General features: G+C 72.6%; 17 protein-coding genes and 1 riboswitch. Of the genes, 11 read left to right on the forward strand and 6 right to left on the reverse strand.

The annotated features are described in order from the left end of the window. Nucleotides 1–271: 271 nt before the first annotated feature. Entirely contained in the window at nt 272–1,264 is a 993-nt protein-coding gene (locus ACIP98_RS02475; protein ID WP_401973287.1) for a zinc-dependent alcohol dehydrogenase family protein, read from the reverse strand. 141 nt (nt 1,265–1,405) lie between these two features. On the opposite strand from ACIP98_RS02475, the gene ACIP98_RS02480 reads away from it, so the two are divergent. Beyond that, complete coding sequence (locus ACIP98_RS02480) at nt 1,406–1,993, forward strand: TetR/AcrR family transcriptional regulator (protein ID WP_319662952.1); 588 nt, start codon at nt 1,406–1,408, stop codon at nt 1,991–1,993. Between the two features lie 27 nt (nt 1,994–2,020). Here ACIP98_RS02480 and ACIP98_RS02485 read toward each other — a convergent pair whose 3' ends face one another. Both ACIP98_RS02485 and ACIP98_RS02490 read right to left on the reverse strand, forming a co-directional pair. Further along, nucleotides 2,021–3,481, reverse strand: a complete 1,461-nt coding sequence (locus ACIP98_RS02485; RefSeq protein ID WP_319662953.1) for a trehalose-6-phosphate synthase — start codon at nt 3,479–3,481, stop codon at nt 2,021–2,023. Between the two features lie 280 nt (nt 3,482–3,761). After that, nucleotides 3,762–4,733 carry a glucosyl-3-phosphoglycerate synthase gene (locus ACIP98_RS02490; protein ID WP_319662954.1) on the reverse strand — a complete coding sequence of 324 codons (972 nt, stop codon included), beginning with the start codon at nt 4,731–4,733 and terminating at the stop codon, nt 3,762–3,764. A gap of 180 nt (nt 4,734–4,913) precedes the next feature. Further along, nucleotides 4,914–5,041, forward strand: a riboswitch (SAM riboswitch). An 18-nt stretch (nt 5,042–5,059) separates the two neighbouring features. Here ACIP98_RS02490 and thrC point away from each other — a divergent pair. From thrC to groL, 4 genes are all read left to right on the forward strand, one after another. Beyond that, entirely contained in the window at nt 5,060–6,352 is a 1,293-nt protein-coding gene (gene thrC, locus ACIP98_RS02495) for a threonine synthase (protein WP_319662955.1), read from the forward strand. A 50-nt stretch (nt 6,353–6,402) separates the two neighbouring features. After that, nucleotides 6,403–6,681, forward strand: coding sequence for a ubiquitin-like small modifier protein 1 (locus tag ACIP98_RS02500; RefSeq protein WP_319662956.1), 279 nt, complete (start codon nt 6,403–6,405; stop codon nt 6,679–6,681). A gap of 426 nt (nt 6,682–7,107) precedes the next feature. Then, on the forward strand, nt 7,108–7,314 hold the full coding sequence (locus tag ACIP98_RS02505; RefSeq protein WP_005486335.1) for a cold-shock protein: 207 nt from the start codon (nt 7,108–7,110) through the stop codon (nt 7,312–7,314). A gap of 366 nt (nt 7,315–7,680) precedes the next feature. After that, complete coding sequence (gene groL / locus ACIP98_RS02510; RefSeq protein WP_319662957.1) at nt 7,681–9,303, forward strand: chaperonin GroEL; 1,623 nt, start codon at nt 7,681–7,683, stop codon at nt 9,301–9,303. Between the two features lie 81 nt (nt 9,304–9,384). Here groL and ACIP98_RS02515 read toward each other — a convergent pair whose 3' ends face one another. Further along, the gene (locus ACIP98_RS02515) at nt 9,385–10,092 is read right to left on the reverse strand and encodes a copper homeostasis protein CutC (protein ID WP_319662958.1); all 708 of its coding nucleotides are present in this window, start codon (nt 10,090–10,092) and stop codon (nt 9,385–9,387) included. A gap of 59 nt (nt 10,093–10,151) precedes the next feature. On the opposite strand from ACIP98_RS02515, the gene ACIP98_RS02520 reads away from it, so the two are divergent. The 4 genes from ACIP98_RS02520 (at nt 10,152) to ACIP98_RS02535 (ending at nt 14,425) form a co-directional block, all read left to right on the forward strand. Next, nucleotides 10,152–10,829 (forward strand): hypothetical protein, encoded by a 678-nt coding sequence (locus ACIP98_RS02520; RefSeq protein ID WP_319662959.1) that lies wholly within the window; start codon nt 10,152–10,154, stop codon nt 10,827–10,829. A 40-nt stretch (nt 10,830–10,869) separates the two neighbouring features. After that, the gene (locus ACIP98_RS02525; protein ID WP_401973290.1) at nt 10,870–11,481 is read left to right on the forward strand and encodes a maleylpyruvate isomerase family mycothiol-dependent enzyme; all 612 of its coding nucleotides are present in this window, start codon (nt 10,870–10,872) and stop codon (nt 11,479–11,481) included. Between the two features lie 129 nt (nt 11,482–11,610). Next, nucleotides 11,611–11,967: a VOC family protein gene (locus ACIP98_RS02530; RefSeq protein ID WP_319662961.1), complete on the forward strand. Its 357-nt coding sequence runs from the start codon at nt 11,611–11,613 to the stop codon at nt 11,965–11,967. Nucleotides 11,968–12,028: 61 nt separating this feature from the next. Next, nucleotides 12,029–14,425 (forward strand): ATP-binding cassette domain-containing protein, encoded by a 2,397-nt coding sequence (locus ACIP98_RS02535; RefSeq protein WP_401973292.1) that lies wholly within the window; start codon nt 12,029–12,031, stop codon nt 14,423–14,425. A gap of 254 nt (nt 14,426–14,679) precedes the next feature. Here the strand turns inward: ACIP98_RS02535 and ACIP98_RS02540 are convergent, their stop codons facing one another. Together ACIP98_RS02540 and ACIP98_RS02545 are read right to left on the reverse strand one after the other, a co-directional pair. Next, entirely contained in the window at nt 14,680–14,961 is a 282-nt protein-coding gene (locus tag ACIP98_RS02540; RefSeq protein WP_319662963.1) for a DUF4031 domain-containing protein, read from the reverse strand. Between the two features lie 2 nt (nt 14,962–14,963). After that, on the reverse strand, nt 14,964–15,368 hold the full coding sequence (locus ACIP98_RS02545) for a hypothetical protein (RefSeq protein WP_401973295.1): 405 nt from the start codon (nt 15,366–15,368) through the stop codon (nt 14,964–14,966). Between the two features lie 72 nt (nt 15,369–15,440). On the opposite strand from ACIP98_RS02545, the gene ACIP98_RS02550 reads away from it, so the two are divergent. Both ACIP98_RS02550 and murQ read left to right on the forward strand, forming a co-directional pair. After that, nucleotides 15,441–16,349, forward strand: coding sequence for a MurR/RpiR family transcriptional regulator (locus ACIP98_RS02550; RefSeq protein WP_401973296.1), 909 nt, complete (start codon nt 15,441–15,443; stop codon nt 16,347–16,349). Next, the gene (gene murQ, locus ACIP98_RS02555; RefSeq protein WP_401973298.1) at nt 16,346–17,275 is read left to right on the forward strand and encodes an N-acetylmuramic acid 6-phosphate etherase; all 930 of its coding nucleotides are present in this window, start codon (nt 16,346–16,348) and stop codon (nt 17,273–17,275) included. The genes ACIP98_RS02550 and murQ overlap by 4 nt, the downstream gene beginning before the upstream one ends. Nucleotides 17,276–17,278: the final 3 nt, after the last annotated feature.

The raw sequence follows: 17,278 nt of genomic DNA on the forward strand, positions 1-17,278 counted from the left end.
AGACCACGCCCTGCTGTGCCGCGACCCCGGGCAGGTCAGCCGGGAGGCGGCGCGGTACGGCGCGGCGTGGGGATCGGGGACGAGGAGGGACTCGGGGAGCATCGCGCCGATCGACTCGAAGACCGCCTCCTCGTGCGGCGGTCGCCGGCCCGGCCCGGGCCTGTCCGGTGAGGGCGCCGCGGCCCGTGCTCCTGCCCGGGGTCGCCGGGGCGTCCCCGGCCGGGGAGCGGAGGCAGGAGGCCGTCCCGGACCGGGCCCACCGCCGGAGGCGTCAGTGCCGGACCGTGACCACGATCTTGCCGACCTGGCCGTTGGACTCCATGTAGCGGTGCGCCTCGACGATCTCCGTGAGATCGAAGGTCCGGTCCACCAGGGGCGTGAGGGCCTCGGTGTCCAGTCCCTCCCGCACGAACGCGACCGCGCGGCGCAGCCGGTCGGCGTCCTGCGTCACCTCGAAGACCGTGAAGAAGCGGCTGGTGATGCCGGGACGCTCCTCGGCGGTGGGCAGCTCCGCGGGGCGCGGGTCCAGCGCACCGTAGAGCAGGAGCGAGCCGCCGGGCCGGACGAGCGGCGCCAGGTCGCGCAGGCCGGGGCCGCCGACGGAGTCGAGGACCGTCCGGACGCCGCGCCCGCCGGTGATCTGCCGTACGCGCTCCGCCGGGTCCTCGGTGCCGGTGACGATCACGTGCGCGGCCCCGGCGTCCAGCAGCCGCCGCTTTTTCTCCGCGCTGCGGGTGGTGGCGATCGGGACCGCGCCGACGCGGAGGGCGGTCTGGATCGCGGCCAGGCCGACACCGCTGGAGGCGGCCGTGATCAGTACGGCGTCCCCCGGCTCGGTCCGTCCGTCCTCCGCCAGGGCCCCGTACGCCGTCAGGTACGTCATCCAGACGGCCGCGGCGGTCACCGGGTCGCTGCCGGGGGCGCGGTGCACGGTGGCGGCCGCCGGCACCAGCGCGTGCGCGCCGTAGGTGGCGTAGTCGGTGAGCAGGAAGCCCGGGACGACCGCGACCGCGTCGCCCGGGGCGAAGCCGGTCACCGCGTCCCCGACGGCCTCGACCACGCCCGCGGCCTCGTACCCCAGGCCCGACGGGAACTTCGGCGGGTAGAAGTAGCGGCCCTCGCGGAACATCGCCTCGGCCCGGTTCAGGCCGAAGGCGTCGACGCGGATGCGCAGTTCGCCGGGGCCGGGCCCGCCGACCTCCACGTCCCGCAGTCTCAGCACCTCGGGGCCGCCGGTCTCGTCGAACTCCACGCGCAGGCTCATGGTCCGGGCTTCCTCTCGGGAGGGGTGCACAGGCGGCCGGACACCCGGCCACCCGGGGGAAACAGATCTGTTTCCTCGATGTCGCCGTTACGGTACACCGATCTGTTTCCTCTCGTCGGCACCCCGGGTTACATTGGCCGCATGACGATCGACACCAAGGCGCCGGACGCCGTGCGCGAGCGCGTGCTCGCCGCCGCGTGCGACCTGTTCACCACCAGGGGCATCAACACCACGGGAGTGGACCTGGTGTCGGAGTCGGCCGGGGTGTCCAAGCGCAGCCTCTACCAGCGCTTCCCCAGCAAGGACCACCTGATCGCGGCCTACCTGCCGCTGGCCACCGACCGCTTCATGGCAGGGCTGATCCCGCCGGAGGACAGCGGCCTGTCACCGGCCGGGAAGATGATCGAGGTCTTCGCCGCCGCCCGGCGCGCGTCGGGCGACCCCGGATTCCGCGGCTGCCCCGTGCTCAACGCGGCGGCCGAGATCACCGACACCGCCCATCCCGTGCGGGATGTGGCGCTGTCCTACAAGAAGCGCCTCCAGGAGTACTTCACCGAACAGGCCCGGGCCGCCGGCGCCGCCGAACCGGTCCTGCTCGCCGAGCAGTTGACCATGTTCTTCGACGGGGCCATGTCCTACGCCTCGGTGCGCAACGAGCCCCTGCCCGCCACCGTGACCACGACGGTCCGCACCCTGCTGGCGGCCCAGTCGGTTCCGCTGCCGGACTGACCGCACTGGCCGGACCGGCCCGGCCGGTCAGTCCAGGGCGCGCAACTGGTCCAGGAACCACTGCTGCGGCGGCAGCGCGGTGGCCGCCGCGGCCAGCCGCTTGGTGGCCTCGGCGCGCTCCCCGTGGGAGACCGAGAGCGCCTGGTGCAGCGCGCGGGCGGTGGCCAGGATGTCGTAGGGGTTGACCACGAAGGCGTCGTCGCCGAGCTCCTCGTAGGCGCCCGCCTCACGGGACAGCACCAGGGCGACGCCGTCGTCGGTGACGACCGGGATCTCCTTGGCCACCAGGTTCATGCCGTCGCGGATCGGGTTGACCAGAGCCACGTCGGCCAGCCGGTACGCCGCGAGCGAGCGCGCGAAGTCGTCCTTGACGTGCAGGATCACCGGCTCCCAGCCCGGGGTGCCGAACTCCTCGTTGATCTCCTCGGCGAGGTCGGAGACCTCGTCGGTGTACTCGCGGTAGATCGCCAGGTCGGTGCGCGAGGGATAGGCGAACGCGACGTGCACCACGCGGCCCTGCCACTCGGGGCGGTCGCGCAGCAGCTGCGCGTACGACAGCAGGCCGCGCACGATGTTCTTCGACAGCTCGGTGCGGTCCACCCGCACGATGACCTTGCGGTCCGGGCCGCCCACGGCCTCCCGGAGCACCGCCAGGCGCTCCTCCACGTCCGGGCGGTGCGCCCGCTCCCGCAGGAAGTCCGCGTCGGCCCCCAGCCCGTGCACCCCGATCCGGGTGGTGCGGCCGTGGTACGTCACCGTCAGCGCGCCCTCGTCCCGGCTCACCGTCGCGCCGAGCACGTCGGCGCAGCACGCGGCGAACGCCTCCGCCCAGCGCCGGGTCAGGAACGCCGCCCGATCCGCGCCCAGGACGCCGGTCAGCACCTCGGCCGCCACGTCGTCCGGCAGCAGCCGGTAGTACTCCGGCGGCGCCCACGGCGTGTGGGAGAAGTGGCCGATCCGCAGGTCGGGGCGGCGCGAGCGGAGCATCTGCGGCACCAGCGTCAGGTGGTAGTCCTGCACCAGGACGGCCGCGCCCTCCCCGGCCTCCTCCGCCAGCGCGTCGGCGAAGGCGCTGTTGTACGCCACGTACGCCGCCCACTGGTCACGGAAGTCCTCGTCGAAGACGGGCTCCAGCGGCGTCTGGAAGAGCAGGTGGTGGACGAACCACAGCACGGAGTTCGCGATCCCGTTGTACGCGGACGCGTACGTGTCCGCCGGGATGTCCAGCATGCGCACCCGCTGCTCACCGGTGTCCTCCGCGGGCAGCCGCCCGCTTCTGTCCGGGGTCCGCAGCACGGCCGCGCGATCACCGTCGCCGAGCGCCGCGCACACCCACACGGCGTCCGTGTCCGGCCCGATCGCGCTCAGCCCCGACACGAGCCCGCCGCCTCCGCGGCGGGACTCCAGCGTCCCGTCCTCCCGGAGGCTGTACGAGACGGGCCCGCGATTGGACGCCACCAGAACCCGCGCGCCATGCGATGCGACCATGCCGCCAGCCTAGCCACGCATCCCCACCCGCAAACGTGTGCGCTACGCCACCCGGGTCCCCCTCCCCGCCGACCCCCCGACCCGTCGCCCTCAGGGGCGCGCCCAGCCACGACGCACCCGCGGCGCGTACCCCTTCAGGAGCGCGGGGAACTGCGCGCCCAGCCGAGCCCGCGGCGCGTACCCCCAGGGGCGCGGAGAACTGCGCGCTCAGCCGAGCCCGCGGCGCATACCCCCAGGGGCGCGGAGAACCGCCACGTACCCGCACGGAACGAACGCGGCGTCACGCCACCTCGCGCCGCCGCACATACTCCGGCACGGTCATCATCGGCGGCCGCTCCTCCGTCACCACGTCGTGGACCCGCGGCTCGAAGCCGCCGCCCGCCGCGCGGTCGAACTGCGTGAGGACGGGCCGCACCAGATGCCCGCGCGCAAGGCGCGTCTGCGCGGTGCGGTAGATCGTCGCGGCCATCCGCCCGAGTGCCTGCCCGTCCTGGTGCCGGTGGTGCCGCACCCCGACGTCGACCTGGGCGAGCGCGTCGAGCCCGACCGTGTTGAGCGCGTCGATGAGGATCCCCAGCTCGACGCCGTACCCCACGGGGAACGGCAGCCGCTCCAGCAGCGACCGGCGCGCCGCGTACTCGCCGCCGAGCGGCTGCACGAAGCCCGCGAGCTGCGGCCAGTGCAGGTTGAGCAGCGGCCGGGCGACCAGTTCCGTGACCCGGCCGCCGCCGGCCGGGTCCACCGTGCCGCCGGTCTCCAGGGGCCGGTCGTACATCGCCTTGACCAGGTGGACGTTCCCGTCCGTGAGCAGCGGCCCGACGATCCCGGAGACGAAGCGCGCGTCGAACTCGCGCAGGTCGGCGTCGACGAAGCAGACGATCTCGCCGCGCGTCGCGAGCAGCGAGCGCCACAGCACCTCGCCCTTGCCGGGCACGGCCGGCAGCCGCGGCAGGATCGCGTCGCGGTGGACCACCGTCGCCCCGGCCTCCGCCGCGACCGCCGCGGTCCGGTCCGTGGACCCCGAGTCCAGTACGACGAGCTCGTCGACCAGCGGCACGGCCTCGGACATCAGCTCGCGCCGGATCTCCGCCACGATCGCCCCGACCGTGGCCTCCTCGTCGAGCGCGGGCAGCACCACGCTCACCGTCCCGCGCGGGCCCGCGGCCCGCTTCGCGGCGAGGAGCTGGGACAGCGGGCGGCACTCGGCGGTCCAGGACCGCCGCCGCAGCCAGCCGGCTACCTCGTCCAGCACTGCGTCGCTCCGTTTCTGCCCCGTCTTCGCCCGGTCCTCGGCCCGTCTCGAAGGACGGACGGCCTGTGACCAGGTTCGAGGTCGTCGGTTACAGTCTTGAACACGAGGCATGACCATCGTATGTCCGCGGTGATCGCGCCCCGTACGACAAATGCACGGGCCCTGGGCCCGGTGCCATACCGCTCATCCAGAGGGGCAGAGGGAACGGCCCGTTGAAGCCCCGGCAACCCTCCCGCCGACCGCGAGGTCCAGGTGGGGAAGGTGCCAATTCCGTCTCGTGGCGAGATTCGCCGTGAGGAAGATGAGGAGAAAGGGCCTCGCCTGACATGGCTGCGCAGACTGTTGTCACCGACGTCGCGTCCACGGATTCCCCCTTCGGACCCGCTTCCGCGTTGTCCTGCCGCGAGTGCGGCGAACGCTTCCCGCTGAGCCCGGTCTTCGCCTGCGAGGTCTGTTTCGGGCCGCTCGAAGTGGCCTACGATCTCCCCGCCGGCGACCCCGAGACGCTCCGCAAGCGGATCGAGTCCGGACCGAACAACATCTGGCGCTACGCGCCGCTGCTGCCCGTCCCCGCCGACGTGGCGACCAAGCCCAACCTGAACCCGGGCTTCACCAAGCTGGTCAAGGCCGACAACCTCGCCCGCGAACTGGGCGTCACCGGCGGCCTGCACATCAAGGACGACTCCGGCAACCCCACGCACTCCTTCAAGGACCGCGTCGTCGCCATCGCCCTCGAGGCCGCCCGCACCTTCGGCCTCACCACGCTGTCCTGCTCGTCCACCGGCAACCTCGCGGGCGCGGTCGGCGCCGCGGCGGCCCGCGCCGGCTTCCGGTCCTGCGTGTTCATCCCGCACGACCTGGAGGAGGGCAAGGTCGTCATGGCCGCCGTCTACGGCGGCGAACTGGTCGGCATCGAGGGCAACTACGACGACGTCAACCGCTTCTGCAGCGAGCTGATCGGCGACCCGATCGGCGAGGGCTGGGGCTTCGTCAACGTCAACCTCCGCCCCTACTACGGGGAGGGCTCCAAGACGCTCGCGTACGAGATCTGCGAGCAGCTCGGCTGGCGCCTGCCGGACAACCTGGTCATCCCGATCGCCTCCGGCTCCCAGCTGACGAAGATCGACAAGGGGCTGCAGGAGCTGATCAAGCTCGGCCTGGTGGAGGACAAGCCGTACCGCATCTACGGCGCCCAGGCCGAGGGGTGCTCCCCGGTCTCCACCGCCTACAAGGCCGGGCAGGACGTCGTGCGCCCGCAGAAGCCCAACACCATCGCCAAGTCGCTCGCCATCGGCAACCCCGCCGACGGCCCCTACGTGCTGGACATCGCCCGGCGCACCGGCGGCGCGGTCGAGGACGTCACCGACGAGCAGATCGTGGACGCCATCAAGCTGCTGGCCCGCACCGAGGGCATCTTCGCGGAGACGGCGGGCGGTGTGACCGTCGGCGTCCTGAAGAAGCTGATCGAGAGCGGGCAGTTGGACCCGGCCGCCGAGACGGTCGTCCTCAACACCGGTGACGGGCTCAAGACCCTGGACGCCGTCGCCGCGACCTCCCGCCCCACGGCCACCATCCGCCCGAGCCTCGACGCGTTCCGCGCCGCCGGCCTGGCCGGCTGACCCCGACCGCCGACCGCCGACCGTCCCAGAACGAAGGTGAACCCCGCATCATGAGCGCGAACGTCCGCATCCCCACCATCCTTCGCCCCTACACCGGCGGCCGGGCCGAGGTGCCCGCCGCCGGCGGCACGCTGGCCGAGGTCATCGAGTCGCTGGAGAAGGACCACCCCGGTATCTCGGCCCGCGTCCTGGACGACACGGGCAAGCTGCGCCGCTTCGTGAACGTCTACGTCAACGACGACGACGTCCGCTTCTCCGAGGGCCTGCAGACCGTGGTGGCCGACGGCGCGTCCGTCTCGATCATCCCGGCGGTCGCCGGGGGCTGTTGAGCCGCGAGCGCCGCGGAACGGCCAGGGGTGCCGGGAGTTGCTCCCGGCACCCCTGTGTGCGTGAGGGGTAGTTGAAGGGCTGTACAGTTGCTCCGGAGGCTCGCAACCCCCTGCAACGCTCTGCGCAAACCCTCTTCACGGGGCGCCCTTGTCGGCGATTTATCGCCAAATTCCAGCGGTGATTGTCGTGTTGGCGACATATGTCCCGCCCGAGTTGCCCCGGATTGTTGGCCGTTCGAGCCGTTCTTCCCTTTTTCCGTGCCCGGATTTCTCGTCCGATTGACCTGTTGCAGACAGCGTCCGTGCAGATACATTCAGCCGCGGTCGACGCGTTCCGGCGCACGCCCCCTTGGCTGTAGGGGGTGAGGTCTGACCCGGGTCCGCGAGGTGCGGGTCTGTGAAGGGCCAGCAATAGGGGAGTTAGGAATGGCTCAGGGCACCGTCAAGTGGTTCAACGCGGAGAAGGGCTACGGCTTCATCGCGGTCGACGGTGGTGCGGACGTCTTCGTGCACTACAGCGCGATACAGATGGACGGCTACCGCACCCTCGAGGAAGGCCAGCGGGTCGAGTTCGAGATCTCGCAGGGCCAGAAGGGGCCGCAGGCGGACATGGTCCGCCTTGCCGCCGGCTGACGCCGCGCATCGGCCACGGAGCGCCACGTACGAACGCGCTCGAACATCACTGTCAAGGCCCGCCCCCTCCACAGGGGCGGGCCTTCGCGCGTTCCCCGGGCGCCGGCGGACGCCGGGGGATCTTCGGCGGCCCCGCGGGAGACCGGCCGAGCGGCTTGCACTCTCCTAGGGCGAGTGCTAATCATTGGCGTTAGCACTCTGACGTTGAGAGTGACAAAGGACCGAGTGGGTGAGGCCCGTTCGACCGCCGGAAAGGAACCGGCGGGAGGCAGGCCGTCCGTCGCGGGCGCCGGCGCGGTCCTGGAGTAATCCTTCCCCGCAGCCGTGTGCCGCGGGGGGACCCCAAGTCCGGGAGGACCACTTCACATGGCCAAGATCATCGCGTTCGACGAGGAGGCACGGCGCGGTCTCGAGCGCGGGATGAACCAGCTCGCCGACGCCGTCAAGGTCACCCTCGGCCCCAAGGGCCGCAACGTCGTCCTCGAGAAGAAGTGGGGCGCCCCCACGATCACCAACGATGGTGTGTCCATCGCCAAGGAGATCGAGCTCGAGGACCCGTACGAGAAGATCGGCGCCGAGCTGGTCAAGGAGGTCGCGAAGAAGACGGACGACGTCGCCGGTGACGGCACGACGACCGCGACCGTCCTCGCCCAGGCGCTGGTCCGCGAGGGCCTGCGCAACGTGGCCGCGGGTGCCAACCCGATGGCCCTGAAGCGTGGCATCGAGGCGGCCGTCGAGGCCGTTTCCGCCGCCCTGCTCGAGCAGGCGAAGGACGTGGAGACCAAGGAGCAGATCGCCTCCACCGCCTCCATCTCCGCCGCTGACCCCCAGATCGGCGAGCTCATCGCCGAGGCGATGGACAAGGTCGGCAAGGAAGGCGTCATCACCGTCGAGGAGTCCCAGACCTTCGGTCTGGAGCTGGAGCTCACCGAGGGTATGCGCTTCGACAAGGGCTACATCTCGGCGTACTTCGCCACCGACCTGGAGCGTATGGAGACCGTCTTCGACGACCCGTACATCCTGATCGTCAACTCCAAGATCTCCGCGGTCAAGGACCTGCTGCCGCTCCTGGAGAAGGTCATGCAGGGCGGCAAGCCGCTGCTGATCATCGCCGAGGACGTGGACGGCGAGGCCCTGTCGACCCTGGTCGTCAACAAGATCCGCGGCACCTTCAAGTCCGTTGCCGTCAAGGCCCCGGGCTTCGGCGACCGCCGCAAGGCCATGCTCCAGGACATCGCCATCCTCACCGGTGGCACCGTGGTGTCCGAGGAGGTCGGCCTCAAGCTGGAGAACGCCGGTCTGGAGCTGCTGGGCCGCGCCCGCAAGGTCGTCGTCACCAAGGACGAGACCACCATCGTGGACGGCTCCGGCGACGCCGACCAGATCCAGGGCCGGGTCAACCAGATCCGTGCCGAGATCGAGAACAGCGACTCGGACTACGACCGCGAGAAGCTCCAGGAGCGCCTCGCCAAGCTGGCCGGCGGCGTGGCCGTCATCAAGGCCGGCGCGGCCACCGAGGTCGAGCTCAAGGAGCGCAAGCACCGCATCGAGGACGCGGTGCGCAACGCCAAGGCCGCCGTCGAGGAGGGCATCGTCGCCGGTGGTGGCGTGGCCCTGCTCCAGGCGTCCAACGTCTTCGAGAAGCTCGAGCTCGACGGCGACGAGGCCACCGGTGCGGCGATCGTGAGGCTGGCCCTGGAGGCCCCGCTGAAGCAGATCGCGGTCAACGCCGGCCTCGAGGGCGGCGTCGTGGTGGAGAAGGTCCGCAACCTCACCCCGGGTCACGGCCTCAACGCCGCGACCGGCGAGTACGTCGACCTGATCGCCGAGGGCATCATCGACCCGGCCAAGGTGACGCGCTCCGCGCTGCAGAACGCGGCCTCCATCGCCGCGCTCTTCCTCACCACCGAGGCCGTCATCGCCGACAAGCCGGAGAAGGCCGCGGCCCCGGCCGGCGGCGGCATGCCGGGCGGTGACATGGACTTCTGATCCCGCGAGGGTTCAGCGGTACACGATCGAGGGCGGCACCCCGCACGGGGTGCCGCCCTCGGGCGTTCCCGGGAACCGGGGCTAGCCGACGGCGACCGGCGCGTCGAGCAGATCGCGCCAGGTCCGTACGGCCTCCGCGTCGACGGGGCCCGCCCAGCCGCCGGGGCGGACCGCGCCGCCGACGTGGAAGGCGTCGATGCCCGCGGCGAGCAGCCGGGGCAGGTGCTCGGCGCGCAGGCCACCGCCGACCATCAGCTGCGGATCGCCGGGCACGCCCTCGGCCGCCTCCGCGACCAGGACGCCCAGGCCGGCGTCGACGCCGCGGGCCGATCCCGCCGTGAGGTACGTGTCGTGCCCGGGCAGTCCGCGCAGCGCCGCGCGCAGCCCGGTGCGGTCCGCGCAGTGGTCGATGGCACGGTGGAACGTCCAGCGCGCCCCCGGGCCGACGGCGTCGGCCAGCAGCCGCACCGCCCCCAGGTCGGGCCCGCCGCCCGCGTCCAGGAAGCCGAGCACGAACTCGTCGGCGCCCTCGGTGCGCAGGGCGGCCGCCGCCGCGCACAGCGCGTCGACCTCCCGGGCGTCGCCCGCCGCGAAGTCGGCCCGGCCGCGCAGCATCACCCGCACCGGTACGTCCACCGCGGCACGCACGGCCGCGAAGACCTCCCGGCGCGGGGTGAGGCCGTCGGCGGACATGTCGGTGACCAGTTCGAGGCGGTCCGCGCCCCCCGTCTGGGCCGCGCGTGCGTCGTCGACGTCGAGCGCGATCACTTCGAAAATTGGTCTAGACATATATCCAGGATCCCACATGCCTCCGCCGGCCCGCGACCCCCGTACTCCACAATGGCCAGATGGCCGCCACCGATCCCGAGCTGCTGACGCACTGGAGCGCGCTGCTGCGCCGCTGCCAGACCGAGTCCGTCGACCCGAGGCCCTACGGCGAGGACCTGCTCGCCCGCTGGGCCGAGCCGCAGCGCCGCTACCACACCACCGACCACCTGGCCGCGGTGCTCGTCCACGTCGACTCCCTGGCCGAGTACGCCGAGGACATCGACGCGGTGCTGCTCGCCGCGTGGTTCCACGACGCCGTCTACCGCCCCGACCGCTCGGAGAACGAGGAGCGCAGCGCCCGCCTCGCCGAACGCGCGCTCCCCGAGGCGGGCGTCCCCGACACCATCACCGCCGAGGTCGTGCGCCTCGTCCGGCTCACCGTCACCCACCACCCCGGCGACGGCGACCGCAACGGCCAGGTGCTGTGCGACGCCGACCTCGCGGTCCTGGCCGGCGACCCCGTCGCGTACGCCGCCTACGCCGCCGCGGTCCGCGACGAGTACGGCTTCGTCCCCGACGACGCCTTCCGGGCCGGCCGCGCCGGTGTGCTGCGCCAGCTCCTCGCGCTGCCACGGCTGTTCCGCACCACCATCGGCTACGAACGGTGGGAGGACACCGCCCGCCGCAACCTCACCACCGAACTGGAACTCCTGCTCTCCGCCGATGACTCCGCGCCGCGGGACCGGTCTGCCCCTTGAGACGTGCCGTTCACCGCACCCACCGGAAGGCAGCACCGCCATGACCGATGACGCCGCACTGCGCACCGCCGTCACCGCCGCGTACCTCTCCCTCGCCGACCTCCTCGACACGGCGGGCGAGCAGCGGTGGGACACGCCGTCACTGTGCGAGGGCTGGCGGGTGCGCGAGGTCGTCGCCCACATGACCATGGCCGCGCGGTACACCGAGGACGAGTTCATGGCCGAACTGCGCGCCTGCGACTACGACTTCACCCGGCTGTCCGACGCCGTCGCCGCCCGCGACGCCGCGCTGCCGCAGGACGTGCTCGTCGCCGGGCTGCGCTCGCAGGTCATGCACCACTGGACCCCGCCGGGCGGCGGGGTCCGCGGTGCCCTCAACCACGTGGTGATCCACGGCCTCGACATCACCGTGCCGCTCGGCGGGGAGCGCACCGCCTCGGAGCCGGCCGCCACCGCCGTCCTGAACGACCTGACGTACGGCGGCGGCCACGCCCACTTCGGGGTGGCGATCGACGGCCGCGCGCTGCGGGCCACCGACCTGGACTGGTCCTACGGCTCCGGCCCCGGCCTGAGCGGTGCGGCCGGCGACCTGGCGTCCGCGCTGTGCGGGCGCACGCTCCCCGCGGGGCGCCTCACGGGCGATCCGCTCTGAGCGGCGCGGCGGCGGACCGGTCAGGATTCGAGAAGCCCCGGCCGCGGGGTCACGACTAGCGTGGCCGGGAGAGCGACGGCGGCACCGCCGCCGCCCCGGCAGGACCCACGACCTCAGGAGTGAGCCACCATGAGCGGATCTTCCACCCAGGGCATCAAGACCGTGCTGCACCCCGTATCGGACCTGGCGAAGGCCAAGGGGGTGTACGCCGCCCTGCTCGGCACGGCGCCGCAGCACGACGGGGAGTACTACGTCGGTTTCGAGGCCGAGGGCCAGCACATCGGCCTGGTGCCGAACGGCGGACCGCAGAGCATGACCTCGCCGGTGACCTACTGGCACGTGGCCGACATCGAGGCGAAGCTCGCCGAGGTGACGGCCGCGGGCGGCACGGTGAAGGAGCCGGTGCACGACGTCGGCGGCGGCCGCCTGGTGGCCACCTTCACCGACCCCGACGGCAACGTCCTCGGGCTGCTCCAGGACAGCTGAGCGACGTACTGTTCGATGTCGGCGGGCACCCGGCCCGAGGACCAGAGGGAGACCAGACACGATGAGCACGGACACGAGGATGGCCCCCTCCGTGCGTGGGCCGGCCGCGCCGCACGGTGCCGACAGCCATGATCTGATCCGCGTGCTCGGCGCGCGGGTGAACAACCTCAAGGACGTCAGCGTCGAGATCCCGAAGCGCCGGCTGACCGTGTTCACCGGCGTCTCCGGCTCGGGCAAGAGCTCGCTGGTCTTCGGCACGGTCGCCGCGGAGTCGCAGCGCCTGATCAACGAGACCTACAGCTCGTTCGTGCAGGGCTTCATGCCGACGCTGGCCCGGCCCGAGGTCGACGTCCTCGAGGGGCTGACGACCGCGATCATCGTCGACCAGCAGCGGCTGGGCGCCGACCCCCGCTCCACGGTCGGCACCGCCACCGACGCCAACGCGATGCTGCGGATCCTCTTCAGCCGGCTCGGGCAGCCGCACATCGGCTCGCCCAACGCGTTCTCCTTCAACGTCGCCTCGGTCCGCGCCAGCGGCGCGATCACCGTCGAGCGCGGCGCCAAGAAGACGGTGAAGGCGACCTTCAACCGCCTCGGCGGCATGTGCCCGCGCTGCGAGGGCCGGGGCACGGTCACCGACATCGACCTGGCCCAGCTCTACGACGACAGCAAGTCGCTCGCCGAGGGCGCGCTCACGGTCCCCGGCTACAGCATGGACGGCTGGTACGGCCGGATCTTCAAGGGCAGCGGCTTCTTCGACCCGGACAAGCCGATCCGCAAGTACACCAAGAAGGAGCTCCACGACCTCCTCCACAAGGAGCCGACCAAGATCAAGGTCGAGGGGATCAACCTGACGTACGAGGGGCTGATCCCGAAGATCCAGAAGTCGATGCTCTCCAAGGACGTCGACGCGCTGCAGCCGCACGTCCGGGCGTTCGTGGAGCGGGCGATGACCTTCACCGTCTGCCCCGAGTGCGACGGCACCCGGCTGAGCGAGTCGGCCCGGTCCTCGAAGATCGCCGGGATCAGCATCGCCGACGCCTGCGCGATGCAGGTCAGCGACCTCGCCGAGTGGGTCAGGGGGCTGGACGAGCCGTCCGTCGCTCCCCTGCTCACGGCCCTGGTGGACACGTTCGACTCGTTCGCCGAGATCGGTCTCGGCTACCTCTCGCTGGACCGGCCGTCGGGCACGCTGTCCGGCGGCGAGGCGCAGCGCGTCAAGATGATCCGCCACCTCGGCTCCTCGCTCACCGACGTCACCTACGTCTTCGACGAGCCCACCGTCGGCCTGCACCCGCACGACATCCAGCGCATGAACGGCCTGCTGCTGCGGCTTCGGGACAAGGGCAACACGGTCCTCGTCGTGGAGCACAAGCCCGAGGTGATCGCGATCGCCGACCACGTCGTCGACCTCGGCCCCGGCGCCGGCACGGCGGGCGGCACCGTCTGCTTCGAGGGCACGGTCGACGGACTGCGGACGGCCGGCACCGTCACCGGACGCCACTTCGACGACCGGGCCACGCTCAAGGAGAGCGTGCGCAAGCCCACCGGCACGCTGGAGATCCGCGGCGCGACGGCGCACAACCTGCAGAGCGTCGACGTCGACATCCCGCTCGGGGTGCTGGCCGTGGTCACCGGTGTCGCCGGCTCCGGCAAGAGCTCGCTCGTGCACGGGTCGATCCCGGCCGGTGAGGGCGTGGTCTCGGTCGACCAGGGCGCGATCCGCGGCTCGCGGCGCAGCAACCCGGCGACCTACACCGGGCTGCTCGAGCCGATCCGCAAGGCGTTCGCCAAGGCCAACGGCGTGAAACCGGCACTGTTCAGCGCCAACTCCGAGGGCGCCTGCCCGGTCTGCAACGGCGCCGGTGTCGTTTACACCGACCTCGCGATGATGGCGGGCGTCGCCACGACCTGCGAGGAGTGCGAGGGCAGGCGGTTCCAGGCGGCGGTGCTGGAGTACCGCCTCGGGGGCCGTGACATCAGCGAGGTGCTCGCCATGTCGGTGACCGAGGCGGAGGAGTTCTTCGGCGCGGGCGAGGCCCGCATCCCGGCCGCGCACGCCATCCTCGGCCGCCTCGCCGACGTCGGCCTCGGCTACCTCAGCCTCGGCCAGCCGCTCACCACGCTGTCCGGCGGCGAGCGCCAGCGGCTCAAGCTGGCCACGCACATGGCGGACAAGGGCGGCGTGTACGTCCTGGACGAGCCGACCGCCGGCCTGCACCTCGCCGACGTCGAGCAACTGCTCGGCCTGCTCGACCGGCTCGTCGACTCCGGCAAGTCGGTCATCGTGGTCGAGCACCACCAGGCGGTCATGGCCCACGCCGACTGGATCATCGACCTCGGCCCGGGCGCCGGCCACGACGGCGGCCGCATCGTCTTCGAGGGCACCCCCGCCGACCTCGTCGCCTCCGGCACCACCCTCACCGCCACCCACCTCGCCGCCTACGTCAGCGCCTGACCCCCCGTGCCCCCTGGGGCGCGGCATACGGCGCACCCGCACCGGGCCCCTCGGGGGCGCGGGGAACTGCGCGCCCAGCCACGGCGCACCCGCACGGGACCCGCGACGGTCAGGCCCCCGAGGGGCGCGGGGAACTGCGCGCCCCGCCACGGCGCACCCGCACGGGACCTGCGACGGTCAGGCCCCCGAGGGGCGCGGGGAACCGCGGGCCCAGCCACGACGCACCCGCACCGCACCCCCCCCCGCAAAAAAACCTACGCACCCGCGTCCGGAGGACGCCGCCGCTTGGGCCTGCGCAGCCCCGCCTCCGTCAGCCTGCGCAGCAACTCCTTGCTGCCGACCTCGACCGCCCCCGCGGCCACCGCGGACGCGTACCGCTCGCTCGGCAGGTCGTAGTGGTCCCCGTCGAACGCCCGACGCGGTGATCCGATCGCCGCGGCGAACGCGTGCAGCTCCTCGTACGAGGCGTCGCTGACCAGGTGCGACCACAGCCTGCCGTGACCCGCCCAGGTCGGCGGGTCGATGTAGAGGGTCACGGTCAGCGGGCCCCGCCCAGCGCGGCGGCCAGCGAGCCGACCGGGGCCACGACCTCGCCCAGCGATTCGCAGACCCAGTGCGGGTCGGGCCCCAGCTCGGGCTCGACGTCCAGGGCGTGCGGGTCCGCGCAGCGCGGGCACAGCGGCCACCGGCCCATCCGTTCCAGCAGGGCGTCCTTGACGTCCTGGGCGACCAGGCCCGCGACGAACGCGGCACCGTCCGGCCACTGCTCCACCCACCACCGGCGCTGCGCGACGGTGTCCTCGACGAGGGAGACGATCCCGGCGTCGGTCACGTCGGTGGCGGTGAGGTCGGCGAGGATGAGCGCGCGGGCGCTGTGCAGCGCGGCTTCCAGTGCGGCGGGGGCGTCGGGGGCGCCGGCGGAGCCGGGGACGTCGGAATCCATGCCCCTTATTGTCGCCCAGCGGCCGTCCGGACGTCCTTGACGCCGTCCGGCCCCGAAAATAGCTTTCGCGGTGTGGCCGAGAAGACGAAAGAAACCTTCAGCACCGGGGGGCTGGCCGCCAAGGTCCGGACCCTGGCTCCTTCCATGACCCGCTCGATGCTGCGCGTCGCGGAGGCCGTCGCCGCCGACCCGGCGGGCTGCTCCCGGCTCACCGTCACCGCGCTGGCCGTCCGTACCGGGACCAGCGAGGCCACCGTCGTCCGCACGGCACGGCTGCTCGGCTACCCCGGCTACCGCGATCTGCGCCTCGCCCTGGCCGCCTTCGCCGCCCGCGAGGAGGCCGGCGGCCGGCCCGCCGTCACCCCGGACATCGCCGTCGGCGACCCGCTGTCCGACGTCGTCGCCAAGCTCGCGGAGGACGAGCAGCGCTGCCTCGCCGACACCGCCGCGCAACTGGACGTCGCCCAACTGGAGGCCGCGGTCGGCGCGCTGGCCGCCGCCCGTCGCATCGACGTCTACGGCATAGGGGCCTCCAGCCTGGTCGCCCAGGACCTGGTGCAGAAGCTGCTGCGGATCGGCCTCATCGCGCACGCCCTGAGCGACCCGCACCTCGCCGTCACCAACGCCGTGCAGCTCCGGCAGGGCGACGTGGCCGTGGCCGTCACCCACTCCGGGCACACCCACGACGTGGTCGAACCGCTGCGTGCCGCCTTCGACCGGGGCGCCACCACGATCGCGATCACCGGCCGCGCCGACGGCACGGCCAGCCAGTACGCCGACCACGTGCTCCTCACCTCCAGTGGCAGGGAGAGCGAGTTCCGTCCGGCCGCGATGTCCAGCCGCACCAGTCAACTGCTGGTCGTGGACTGCCTGTTCATCGGCGTCGCGCAACGCACCTACGACGCCGCGGGACCGGCCCTGGCCGCCTCGTACGAAGCCCTGGCCCATCGCCACAGCCCCCGAAGGAACCACCCGTCATGACGCACCGCGAGCTCCGCCGCGAACTGGACCGGTTGACCACCGAGGCCTTCCGCCCCGACCTCGCCGACATCGACCGGCTCCCGACCCTCGACATCGCCCGCCTGATGAACACCGAGGACGGCACCGTCCCGGCCGCCGTCGCCGCCCGACTCCCCGCCATCGCCGCCGCGATCGACGGCATCGCCGCCCGGATGGGCCGCGGCGGCCGCCTCGTCTACGCGGGCGCGGGCACCGCCGGGCGCCTCGGCGTCCTGGACGCCAGCGAGTGCCCGCCGACCTTCAACACCACGCCCGGCCAGGTCATCGGGCTCATCGCGGGCGGCCCGCGCGCGATGTCCGACGCCGTCGAGGGCGCGGAGGACAACCGCGAGACGGCCGCAGCGGACCTCGACGCACTCGGGCTCGGCCCGGACGACGCGGTCGTCGGCATCTCCGCCTCCGGCCGCACCCCCTACGCGGTCGGCGCCGTCGAGCACGCCCGCGCCCGCGGCGCGCTGACGGTCGGACTGTCCTGCAACGCCGGCTCCCCGCTCGCCGCCGCCGCCGAACACGGCATCGAGGTCGTCACGGGCCCGGAGTTCCTCACCGGCTCCACCCGGCTCAAGGCGGGCACCGCCCAGAAGCTCGTCCTCAACATGCTCTCGACCATCACGATGATCAGGCTGGGCAAGACCTACGGAAACCTGATGGTCGACGTCCGGGCCTCCAACGAGAAGCTCCGCGCCCGGTCCCGCAGCATCGTGGCCCAGGCCACCGGCGCCCCCGACGACGAGATCGAGGCCGCCCTCACCGCCACCGGCGGCGAGGTGAAGCACGCGGTCCTCGTCCTGCTCGCCGGGGTCGACGCGGCGACGGCCGCCCGCCTCCTCACGGACGCGGACGGCCACCTGCGGGCGGCCCTCCTCGCGGCGGCACCCTCGAAGTAGCGC

This window comes from Streptomyces sp. NPDC088354, assembly GCF_044753585.1.
Lineage (GTDB): Bacteria > Actinomycetota > Actinomycetes > Streptomycetales > Streptomycetaceae > Actinacidiphila.